General features: G+C 52.6%; 6 protein-coding genes. All 6 read left to right on the forward strand.

The window, feature by feature from the left end; all coding sequences use genetic code 11:
* Window positions 1-445: 445 nt before the first annotated feature.
* The 6 genes from SULPSESMR1_RS22260 to SULPSESMR1_RS22285 all read left to right on the forward strand — a co-directional run bounded on the left by SULPSESMR1_RS22260 (window position 446) and on the right by SULPSESMR1_RS22285 (window position 11,536).
* Entirely contained in the window at window positions 446-2,284 is a 1,839-nt protein-coding gene (locus SULPSESMR1_RS22260; protein WP_089423263.1) for a type II toxin-antitoxin system HipA family toxin, read from the forward strand.
* Window positions 2,285-2,418: 134 nt separating this feature from the next.
* Window positions 2,419-4,950 (forward strand): TerB N-terminal domain-containing protein, encoded by a 2,532-nt coding sequence (locus SULPSESMR1_RS22265; RefSeq protein ID WP_089423264.1) that lies wholly within the window; start codon window positions 2,419-2,421, stop codon window positions 4,948-4,950.
* The gene (locus SULPSESMR1_RS22270) at window positions 4,943-6,250 is read left to right on the forward strand and encodes an ATP-binding protein (RefSeq protein ID WP_089423265.1); all 1,308 of its coding nucleotides are present in this window, start codon (window positions 4,943-4,945) and stop codon (window positions 6,248-6,250) included. The genes SULPSESMR1_RS22265 and SULPSESMR1_RS22270 overlap by 8 nt, the downstream gene beginning before the upstream one ends.
* Window positions 6,251-6,259: 9 nt before the next feature.
* Complete coding sequence (locus SULPSESMR1_RS22275; protein ID WP_089423266.1) at window positions 6,260-8,446, forward strand: DEAD/DEAH box helicase; 2,187 nt, start codon at window positions 6,260-6,262, stop codon at window positions 8,444-8,446.
* A gap of 197 nt (window positions 8,447-8,643) precedes the next feature.
* Entirely contained in the window at window positions 8,644-9,864 is a 1,221-nt protein-coding gene (locus tag SULPSESMR1_RS22280) for a DUF4297 family anti-phage-associated protein (protein ID WP_089423267.1), read from the forward strand.
* A gap of 10 nt (window positions 9,865-9,874) precedes the next feature.
* Window positions 9,875-11,536 carry an ATP-binding protein gene (locus SULPSESMR1_RS22285; RefSeq protein ID WP_089423268.1) on the forward strand — a complete coding sequence of 554 codons (1,662 nt, stop codon included), beginning with the start codon at window positions 9,875-9,877 and terminating at the stop codon, window positions 11,534-11,536.
* The last annotated feature ends 171 nt before the right edge of the window (window positions 11,537-11,707 follow it).

An 11,707-nucleotide genomic window follows, 5' to 3' on the forward strand; every position in this document is an offset into this window, starting at 1 on the left:
GGGTAGGGGGCGACTGTGGAGATGTCGGTGGCAGTCGAGCTGATCGACCGGTGCTGCTCCCAGACACAAGCTCGACACGGCACTTTGTTTCCGCTTATCAAGTGGTACGCCGTAGCTGATGGTTCGTGAGTTCTGGAAAGCTGCAAGAGACCCAATTTTAATGCAATCACGGCGTTCTCTGCCTCTTTGGTTTGGGACAGTTGGCCTTGATATCTTTTGCCAACTCATTTTTGACGAGCCTTCAGGAAGGTACGCGTACCAAAATTGAACGACCACAACATGGTCTTGGTTGTGGCTTTTGTGCGCGTGGCTACGTGTGAGGCCTCTTCGGAGTGGCGCTTTCGACCTAACTTTCGCGCATGTCATGTGCGGGATAGTTGGAATTTCTTGACGGGTGCCATAAAAAAATCTAACTATCTCGTATCTCAAGTGCGCGAAAGTTAGAATATTGCTCTATCTCATTGGCGAAAACCTCGACAAGGACCGTGCTCACTACCAAGCTGAGACAGGAAAACTTGTTCAACTTATGCGAGGCATCTATGTCGACGCCGACGCAGACATAGATGCAATTGTTCTGCGGAATGCGGTGCGGATTGCGCATTATCTTTATCCAAAGGCGTATCTCTCGGCAGCCAGCGCCACTCTGCTCGCACCTACGCGAGATGGTCGCTTATTCATAAGCGGGAAACGAAATCAGCGTACTCGGATCAGGTCTCTGGAGATCATCCAGAACGTAGCGCCAGATCAGCCAGCGGTCGCGACTGCCATTGTCGATGATGGGGCAGGGGAGTTCAAAGTCGCCGTCTCGTCGATGCGGCAGCGATTTCTTGAAGCTTTTCGGCAACGCAGCGAGCACGCCAGCGCGATTGATGAAGGGATGCGGACCGAGATCGCCGCGCGTCTTATTGAAGAATACGGCAGCCCGTCTGCCGCGGCGGATGCGGTTTGGGCGCTAGCGCGCGAAAACAAATGGTATCGCGAGGGGGAGCATGCAGAGCGATATTTGTTGCGTTCTGCTGTTGCGGTGGATGTTCGCAACGAAGCAGCACTAACGTTCTCGGTTGCTTGGCATGGGCAAATCGTCGGTCAGCTGGGTCATGACGGTTTTGAATGGCGATGGCAGCCGCAAGACAATTTCAACTTGCCGCTCGTGCAACAGCGGGTTCCTGGCAGGCTACCCCCCTTCATCCTCTCACTGTTGCCTGAGGGATGGCTCGAGAAGGTTCTCAAAGACAATGACGAGCGTGCGGTTCTGCGCTCGGGCAAACGATATATGTCCAACATTACGATCAGCGAAGACGCAACCGAGCTCGCATCGCTCCCCGTAGACATGCTATCCGTGTCGTTGTCCCGATATGCCCGCGACGGTTTGTTTACCGGAAACTATGCCGGCCCCGGGCGCGGCAAGCTTGAAGCAGATTTCGAGGCCGGGCTGGCGCGCCTTTATGAGCGGGCGGACACACCGCGCCTGTCTGGCGTTCAGATCAAGGCGCCAATGTATTTAGCGCAGGATGGCCAATTGTCGCCGAGCGCGGGCTTGCCGTTCACTCACATTTTGAAGCCGGCGGGAACTAGCGGATTTCAGGCGCTTCCCGTGATCGAGTATCTTGCCATGACTCTTGGCCGTGCTTCAGGGTTGGCGTCACCCGACATTGCTTTGGTAGCAATGCCGGATGACATGCCCCCTGCTTTACTGGTCGAGCGCTTTGATATTCGCACATCGCCCGAGGATGAACGCCGCTTTGCTTTGGAGGATCTGTGTTCGGTCCTCGATCTGCCCCCCGATGCGAAGTATGATGGAACAATCGAGAGGATAACGCGTGCTGTTCGACCGCTGTCGACATCTGCCGGGGAAGATCTTCAGTTGGTCATCAAGCGCGCCTTATTCGCTTGGTTGATCGGCGACGGCGATATGCACCTGAAGAATTTAGCGCTTCTAAAGATTGCCGACCCTGTTGCGGATCGCTTCAGCACAATTCGCCTCGCGCCGCTCTATGATGCGGTCACGACGCGGGTGTTCCCGAGTCTTGAACATGATCGCATGGCCCTGAAGCTGAACGGCAAAGATGATCGCTTGCGGCGTCGTGATTTTATGCAGGTGGCGGCGATCGCCGGCTTGGCTGCAACCGGTGTGGGCGAAGAGATTGATCATTTCTTGCAGGGCTTCGCCGAAGCCATAGACAAGATTTCTCTGCCTGATCTTCCCGGTATGGACCGTGATATCGAGGAGCGGGCAGAGGCTATGATTGCCCTTTGCAGGGAGCGGGTTGCGGCATTCACCTAAGTATAGCGGCTTTGTACTTCGGTAGAGCAAGGCGAGAGCGCTGAATTTAAAAAGGAAACTGTACTTCTACCTAAGCGATAGTGATTGCATCGCAAATCACGCAATCTAGTGTGTTCCGAAAGAGGGTTTCGTTAATGTCATCAATACTAAAGCTTTTTCGAGTTCTATTTTTTTACGCGCTCTATTTTTTGTTGTGCATGGTTGCCGTAGTGACCGTGTTGCAAGGTTGGCCTATTGGCGGTCAAATGCTCTTTGCCTTCGGCTTACCTATCGTTTTGGTCTGGTGGCAAGAAAAGAGACGATCCCGAAAAGTGGAAGCCAAAGTGCTTGCCGCGGAAAGCACAAACACAAGAGTAACTCAATCCGAGCCAGTGGCCCGCGTAAGTGCCCACGAAAAACGCACCGAGCGTGAGCGAGAGAGAACGCGCGAAGCGAATGCTCTTCAATCATCGTCGACAGCGCTGCCCAAACCACCAAAACAGGACTACTCGGAAATCGTGCGTGCCGGCCAGTCTGCGGCACCAGCACTTTCGGCAATCGCAAAGCAGTATGAGAACCCGCGGCCAACAGCACACAAGACGCAAACGAATTCACGTAAAAATGGCTGGATACCAGCGGCAGAGACCGTGACCGTTGCTGCGCGAGATATTGGCGGAATGGTCTATGTCGGCACGCCGCCATTGCTTAATCACCATGGCTATCGCGACAAATGCAGGGCCTACATCGACCCTTCTCTCTCCGTCGCGAGGACAGGGGACGATAGGGCAGGGGAGGGCATGTCATACTGGCCTGGGTATTCTGATATTTCAGCACGAAGCAGGGCGACCTATCTTGAATGGTTGGCGAGCGGCCGTTCTGATTCATCTTATGATCCGGGCTATATGTTCTTGTATTTTTACGGGTTGGAACGGAGATTTTTCGTCGATCAATCCAATGCTGATGCAAAGGATATCATCGCAGAAGTTCGGAGATTGATTTCCGTCTATCCCGAAAACCATTCGGTGAAGCGATACTTGGGAGAATTTCTTGATATCGCGACACTTGCCGAAACTGAGTTTGAGGCGCTGGAGCCGATCTTTGAACGCCAGGGTTGGGAGCTTCCTTTTTCGCTGAAGTATGCGATTGGCGCTCGTCTTGATAAGGGAGAAAACCTGAGTGCAGACTGGGTTCTGAGCTGGTTGATGTGCCATCCAGAAAGCCATTTGCGCACGCCAGCAACGCGGTGCCGTGATGAATTCCTGGCGTTGTTCAAGATTCGGTTCGACGATCGCTTTCCAAATGGGCTAAAGGTCAGCAAGCCGCGCAAACACCTCAAAGCAACGTATCGCGCAGCCTCAAGCGAGTTCGAAGGGACTCTCAATCCGACAGCCGACGGCAAACCCGTTCCTGATATTTCCGGATTGCGAAAACCGATCGAGATTGCGCAGGAAGTTGCAGATGAAGTCATAAACGATCTTGATAAGCTGAGCCGCTATCTTGGTCGGAACCCCGAGGGCAGGGGAAGCATCGAAGCGCACGCCCTCTTGCCACTAGATCTGTGGAGCCTGTTTCCGTCGACACAAATGGAAGCGCTGAAAGAGTGGGCGAGGGGGATCATGCAGAGCGGCGGACTTATTCCGCTGGCCGACGTGATCGAAAAGCTTGAAGGACAGCGTAGCACGAAGATTGGCAAGCGACAGCTAACAGGGGCGGCAGATGCTTTGGCGCGTCTTGGATTTGGGCTCGCACCTGATCCACGCTTTGCACTGCGTTCACCGAAACCGGAAGAACCCGTAGTTCTGTTTGATCTTGGCGAGCAGATCGAAAAGCTGGAAGATGTTTCGGCAAGCTATCAAACAGCGTTGATGGAGTTGGCTCTTGCCTCGTTTGTTGCCCATGCAGACGGGCGTATCGCCGATGCTGAACGCAAAGCGTTGGAGGCTCAAATCGCATCTGTTGAGGGGCTGAGTGAGCAAGAGCGGCACCGCCTTCAAGCAAATATGGTATGGTTCCTTGCTGTGCCGCCTGACATGACGCTGCTGCGCCGCAAACTCAAAGATGTTGGTGTGGAAGACCAAAAGGCGATGCGTGCGGCATTGGTGGGTGCGGCACACGCCGATGGCGTCATTCAATCCGAAGAAGTCGCCAGCATTGAAAAGGTGTACAAGGCATTGGGCCTTGATCCATCACTCGCCTATTCCGACCTTCACGCTGGAGAGATTGCAGACGCGCCACGCACTGTTCGTGCGGCCCAGCCGGGCAATTCTGGAGAGGCCATTCCTGAACGACAAAAGGCAACCGGGCCCGTACTGGATGCATCGCGGATCGCGGCCATCAGATCAGATACGGCGCGGGTGTCTTCTGTCCTAGGGCAGATATTTGAGGCTGAGGAAGAGGCAGAAGAGGGCAGGGACTCCAAGAGTGCAACGCTGTTTACCGGGCTAGATGCAAAACATGGCGCTTTGCTGTTGGATTTGGTGGGTCAAGAGAACTGGACCGAGGACGCATTCGAGCAGCTTTGTGGAAAGCATGGATTGATGCCGTCAGGTGCATTGGAGGCCGTCAACGAGTGGGCCTTTGAGACACATGATGAAGCCTTGTTGGATGAATATGATGGTTACGACGTGTCTCCGGAAATTGCGGATGCGGTAAAACAAAAATTAGAAGGGGAGGAGCGTCATGTCTAAATTAAAGCCACGTGAGCGCGATGCAATTGTTCAGGCGTTACGGGCGGGGGTCGTGCCAAAACTGGGCCTGCGTCATATTCAGGTAGGGCGCGTTCGCGAGATCGAAGAACTTGTGAAGGACATGGAACGTATCGCGGACGGCGGCTCCGCCATCCGTTTTGTTATCGGGGAATATGGATCCGGCAAAACCTTCTTTATGAACCTGATCCGTTTAGTGGCTTTGGAAAAAGGGCTGGTGGTGATGTTCGCTGATCTTGCACCCGACCGGCGTATTCACGCGACAGGTGGACAAGCGCGCGGCCTCTACGCAGAGATGGCGCGCAACCTGTCAACGCGCACAAAGCCCGATGGTGGTGCTTTGGCCAGTGTGGTTGAGCGGTTTGTCAGCCAAGCGCACCGAGACGCCGAGGAAAAAGACGTGCCAACGGGCACCATCATACGTGAGCGTCTGAGCCATTTTGAAGAACTTACTGGCGGCTTTGAATTTGCAGAGGTCATTCGCCGGTATTGGGAAGGCCATGAGAACGGGGATGACGAACTTAAGTCCGCTGCTCTGCGTTGGTTGCGGGGAGAATTCGCAACCCGCACGGATGCGCGCAAAGCACTTGGCGTGCGCACGATTGTCGATGATGCGAGCGTTTACGATCATCTCAAGCTGATGTCGGCATTTGTGTGCGAGGCGGGTTACAAAGGGCTACTTGTCGGCCTTGATGAAATGGTGAACCTGTTCAAGCTGACATCGTCCCAAGCGCGCAATGCGAACTACGAGCAGATTCTTCGGATTCTGAACGACGTACTTCAGGGCAGTGCCGAGAATCTTGGGTTTCTCATGGGAGGCACGCCAGAGTTTTTGATGAACACACGCCGTGGGCTTTATAGCTATGAAGCCCTGCAATCGCGGTTGGCAGAAAACACCTTCGCCCGCGATGGGCTCGTCGATTTGTCGGGGCCGGTTGTGCGGCTGGCCAGCCTGACGCCGGAAGATCTGTTTGTTCTGTTGGCCAATGTCAGACGCGTGATGCAGGATGATGAAACTGCCTTGCCGGATACAGCGCTGGAAGCCTTTATGAACCATTGCTCTGATCGGATTGGGGAAGCCTATTTCAGGACGCCGCGCAATACCGTCACTGCTTTTGTGAATTTGCTGTCCGTGCTGGAGCAAAATCCAGGCGTTGAATGGAGTGACCTGATCGAGAAGATCGACGTCTCAGAAGACCGAGGCGAGGATATGAGCGAAGTAGAGGAAACGACTGGTGCTCAACCTAATGGTGACGACGATTTGATCAGCTTCAAGCTCTGAGCCTCTAGGATGAGTAGCGCCTTTGACCAACTTGCCCGCCCCGTCCAGAAGTGGATCAGACAGCAGGGGTGGCGTGAGCTGCGCGACATTCAAGCGCGTGCAATTCGGACTATTCACGAAACTGACAACGACCTCATCGTCGCGGCATCGACGGCCGGTGGTAAAACAGAGGCCGCATTTTTTCCGTTGATCTCTCAGGTGCTGGATGCACCGGCAGAGGGCGGCGGGTTCGACTTGCTCTACATCGGACCACTCAAAGCGCTGATCACCGATCAGGCGGGGCGGCTCGAAGGCATCTGTCAAGAGGCGGAGCTTCCAGTGGTGCCGTGGCACGGCGATGTGTCGCAATCAGTCAAAACGCGCGCGATGAAAAACCCTAAGGGGATACTATTGATCACGCCAGAGTCGCTGGAGGCATTGTTTGTCCGTCGGGGCTTGGAAATCGCGCGCCTGTTCGGTGCAACCCGAGCTGTGGTAATCGATGAATTGCACACTGTGCTCGATAGTGAGCGCGGGGTGCAATTGCGGTCCCTGCTGACACGTCTTGAGTTGGCGATCAAAAGGCCCATCCGCCGGATTGGACTATCTGCGACGCTCGGGGATATGGATCTCGCCCGCGCTTATCTGCGGCCTGACAATGCGGAAAACGTCGCATTGATCGAAGCGGAGGGTGGAGAAGCTGAACTTAAACTCCAGCTGCGTGGCTATCTTTCCGGTGGAGAAGACGACAACACCCCATCTGCCACGGATGCTGTCGCAGCGCATTTATTCGAGCATCTAAGGGGAAGCGACAATCTTGTGTTTGCAGGCTCCCGCCAACGTGTCGAGATCTATGCTGACCGGCTGCGTGATCTTTGCGAGCAAGAGCACCTTCCCCAAGAGTTCTACCCGCACCATGCCAGCCTTTCACGCGATCACCGCGATTTTGTTGAACGGCGCCTGAAAGACAGCAGCAAACCGACCACAGCTGTCTGCACGTCCACACTAGAGCTTGGCATCGACATCGGCGATGTGACCTGTGTCGCCCAAATCGGCGCACCCTTCACCGTCGCAGCCCTGCGGCAGCGATTGGGACGTTCAGGACGTAGGGAGGGCCAGCCAGCCATCCTTCGACAATACGCGGTAGAAACGAGGCTCACTTCGGATAGCAGCTTTGTGGATCGTCTGAGACTAGGCCTGATCCGGTCGATTGCGATGATTGATCTGTTGTTGGAGGGCTGGTGTGAACCACCCAAGCCGCAAGCGCTGCATCTGTCGACACTTGTCCATCAAATCCTTTCAGTGATCGCACAACGGGGAGGGGCTCCGGCAAATATTCTATACAACGTGCTGTGTCGCGAAGGCCCGTTTCGGCAAGTCACCACAGCTATGTTCACTGATGTGCTGCGCGCGCTCGGTAATCCTGAAACTGGCTTGATAGAGCAAACGGACGGGGGGTTGTTGCTCTTGGGCCAAAACGGAGAGCGGTTAGTCGAGCATTATAGCTTTTACGCGGTGTTCAAGACGCCCGAAGAATACCGGCTGGTTTCAAACGGTCGGGATCTTGGGACATTGCCAATCGACAACATCCTCTCACCTGGGATGATGCTCATCTTTTCCGGACGCCGTTGGCTGGTTCAGGAAATCCATGACCGGGAAAAGGTAATTATGGTCAAACCTGCCAAAGCAGGTGTGCCGCCTGTCTTTGGTGGGGACCCGGGCGAGATCCATGACAAGGTAATCGCGCGCATGTTCGATGTGTTGGAGGGCGATACCAAGCCCCTCTACATGGACGCGAATGCGTTTGAAATGCTTGAGGAGGCGCGGCTGAACTATGCGCAGATGGGGTTTGCTAACGGGTCGCTTGTCAATTTGGGGGAAGAAACATCAATTATCGCAACACGAGTAGGGACAATGAAAACGACAACCTTGGCGCTTGCGCTGAGAAGCTTTGGGTTTTCTGTCGAACAATATGATGGTTTCCTTCAAGTGGAAGCTGGGGAAGAAACTCCGCCATTAACCGAGGTTCTCAACAGGATTGGGGAGGGTGAAGATGTTGATCTATTTGCAGGCGCTGGAAACCTGCTGACCGAGAAGTTTCACCCGCATTTGACGCGCGAATTATTGGAGTTGGATGCGATTTCATCTAGGCTTGAGCCAAAATGCCTTGAAAGTGTAGTCACAGCTCTTGCTGCCAACGCTAGGGCGAGAAGTTGAAGTTCGGTGTGAATTCCAAACTGATTTTTTGGCTGACCAGAGCAAGCGGCTTTCAGGCCCGTCCTTGGCAATCCGATCTCACTATGATCTTCATTTAACTGATTGTAATATAATAAGCGAAAGAACGCAGGTAGAATCGTGAGTTGCTGTTATCGAACACATATCGACGCTGTTTTTCAACTTTTTGCCGCGGAGGTATGCTTTTGACAGATCGCAGCGCTGTTCCCACAATCCGTGGTTATTTTTATCAGTTTGATCGCTCGATCCTGAGCATTCTTGAACTCGCCGAAGCTACGGAAAGCGTGGCAATTGAATGCATCGAAGACATCGATGTGCGAACAGCGACGGACTTCACTGCTGTCCAATGCAAATATTACGAGAAGACCGAATACAATCATTCGGTAATCAAGCCAGCCATAATTTTTATGCTTTCGCATTACAAAGACGGTCTTACGGCAGGCCGGCCTTCGATAAAATATAAGCTCAGTGGCTATTTCGAGTCCGGTCAAAGCAAACTCGTCATGCCGTTCAATATTGATTTCCTCAAAGAAAATTTCCTCACCGTTACATCGAAAAAAATCACTGAAAAAAAACATGAGGAATTGAACGTCAGCGATCAAGAGCTCAAGGGCTTCTTGGAAGCCCTCTCGATCGACGTAGATGCCGCAAAGTTCGACGACCAGTTCAATACCATCATCGGTGCGCTCGCCAAGCGGTTTGATTGCTCGCTCTTTACGGCCGAGTTCTTCTATTACAACAGCGCACTTCGCGTTATCAAGGAATTGTCGACCCAAACCGATGAAGCCTTGCGCATCATCACAAGGCAAGAGTTTCTTGAGCGAATAGATACATCTTCAATCCTCTTCGACGAGTGGTTCGTCGCCAAGAGGGGAAAAGCCAAGTATTATCAAAAGCTCCGCAATGAATTTTTCGTCAATGGATTGAATATCTCATCGGCAGATCGGCTCTTCATTATCCATGTGAGCGAAAGTTCGTATCAGAGGGGCGCTGTTAAAGGCCTGCTCAAGACAATTTCACGGAAGTACTCCAAACTATCACCGCGAGAGGCGAAACCGTTTTCGCCGTACGTTTTGCTCTGTGGCATCGACGATGCAGAGATCGCAGCCCTTAAGCAGGAGTTGCACAATGAGAGTCTTCGTTTCCTCGACGGATATGATTTCAAAGACGCCGAGTTTGACGGAGCCTCAATCTCTCGCTCTGCGACTCACAGCAACGGTCCTGATTTGCGAATATTTTCCTACCTGTTTGAAGCACAACAGACTTTTCAATCTTTCCTACGATCCCGGGAAATTTATGAATTTTATGAAATCACGCCCGTGGCTGACTTTGGCGACGACGCCATAAAGCACGTTAGGCTCCAAGTTCCAGACTATAAAGATATCGAAAGCATAATTTAGGGGTAAATCTATGAGCAATGTAAAAGCTGAAGTGGTCGCGGTGTTCCCTGACAAGGTTAAGATTGTTGTCGATGATCTCGAAAATTTTCGTGTAGCGGAAGAGTCTTTGCGGGTTGGATCTTATCTTAAGATATCTGACAACGAAAACGCTGTTCTGATTGCAATTATTGAAAATTTTCAGATTCAGGCTCAAGACGACGGTAGCCGGGACTACGTGATCGACGCGTTTCCGCTCGGTGTTCTGCGCGATAAAAAATTCGAACGGGGCGGTGACGCCCTTGCAATCCCACCAAAGACGGTTGAGCCCGCCACTATAGACGACATCCGGCTCATCTATGGCAGTGCATTACCTTTAAACGATCGCTTTTGCTTTTCAAGACTGGCGACGAACCAAGAAGTTGAAGTTCCAGTCGACGGGAACAAGTTCTTCAATAAGCATATCGCTGTAGTCGGTTCGACTGGTTCCGGGAAATCTCACACAGTGGCGAAGATTGTTCAGAACGCTGTAGCTGAGAAGGGCGATTATGCCTTGAACAATTCGCACGTGATCATATTCGATATCCATTCCGAGTATCGAGCGGCTTTTCCGGACGCGAATTTTTTGGACAGCGCAAATCTTGTGCTTCCCTACTGGATGCTGAGTGGCGAGGAACTGGAAGAGTTCTTTCTTGATACCGAGGCGAACGATCACAACCAACGCAACGTGTTCAAAGATGCTGTTCTTCAGAGTAGGAAGGCCCAGTATTCTGGTGCCGAAGACGTCAAGGAGCGGATCCATATGGATACGCCTCTTCCTTTCAACATCCGTGATGTTCTCAAGCACGTGATTGCTCGGAATGGCGAGATGATTGATACTGGCGAGGTCTTCGCCTCCGGAGCAAAGAAGGGCCAGACGAAGTTCACCCAAGGTAGCCTCAATGGGCGCCTTACAAATTTTGTGAACCGGCTTGAGAGCAAGATCAACGACCGCCGGCTCGAGTTTTTTTTGGGGGAGAAGTCGCAAACCATCACCTTCGAAGAAACGCTCCGCTCAATTCTCGGCTACAGTACAGAAAAGCCAAAAAATGTTACTGTTATCGATCTGAGTGGCGTCCCTTTTGAGGTTCTTAGCATTACGGTTTCGCTGATCTCGCGTTTGATTTTCGAGCATGGATATTTTTACAAGCGGTTGCGCTCTGCGGCTGATCCAAACGAGAAGATCAACAATGACGCGCCCATCCTTCTCGTTTACGAGGAAGCGCACAAATATGTACCGAATAGCGATCTTTCCAAGTTTCGTGCGTCGAAAATGTCAATCGAACGCATTGCCAAGGAGGGACGGAAGTACGGCGTTACTTTGCTTCTCGCGAGCCAAAGGCCATCAGAGATCTCCGAAACCATTTTCTCGCAGTGCAACAGTTTCATTGCGATGCGTCTGACTAATCCCGTTGATCAAGGATATGTGCGTAAGCTTTTGCCGGACTCACTGGGTTCTCTGATCGACAAAATGCCAGCCTTCAAGCAGGGAGAGGCGCTGCTTGTCGGAGAATCGATCGCACTTCCATCTGTGGTGCAGATTGATGTTTGCACAACTGGGCCGGCATCGACGGACATTCCCTATTGGGCTCTATGGAAAGAACAGTGGAAGGACCTTGCCATCCATGAGATCCGGGACGAGTGGCTGCGGCGCTAATAGTTCAGGCAGTCTGCGCTTGGATACAGATAAGTGCTGGGCGCAGTCTGTGCGACTTGTATGAGCAAGTGATTGGCTAATCGATCAGAGAAACGTAGTCAAAGGCTGGCTATTTCTATCGATGAACGACCTTACTGAGAAGACCAACTGATAACTTGTTGTATCAACAGA

It is taken from the genome of Pseudosulfitobacter pseudonitzschiae, assembly GCF_002222635.1.
Taxonomy (GTDB): Bacteria; Pseudomonadota; Alphaproteobacteria; order Rhodobacterales; family Rhodobacteraceae; genus Pseudosulfitobacter; species Pseudosulfitobacter pseudonitzschiae_A.

Excerpts from the sequence above, each read along its gene's own strand:
- SULPSESMR1_RS22265 (WP_089423264.1), top strand. The coding sequence starts at position 2,419 with ATGTCATCAATACTAAAGCTTTTTCGAGTTCTATTTTTTTACGCGCTC.
- SULPSESMR1_RS22270 (WP_089423265.1), top strand. The coding sequence starts at position 4,943 with ATGTCTAAATTAAAGCCACGTGAGCGCGATGCAATTGTTCAGGCGTTA.
- SULPSESMR1_RS22275 (WP_089423266.1), top strand. The coding sequence starts at position 6,260 with ATGAGTAGCGCCTTTGACCAACTTGCCCGCCCCGTCCAGAAGTGGATC.
- SULPSESMR1_RS22280 (WP_089423267.1), top strand. The coding sequence starts at position 8,644 with ATGCTTTTGACAGATCGCAGCGCTGTTCCCACAATCCGTGGTTATTTT.
- SULPSESMR1_RS22285 (WP_089423268.1), top strand. The coding sequence starts at position 9,875 with ATGAGCAATGTAAAAGCTGAAGTGGTCGCGGTGTTCCCTGACAAGGTT.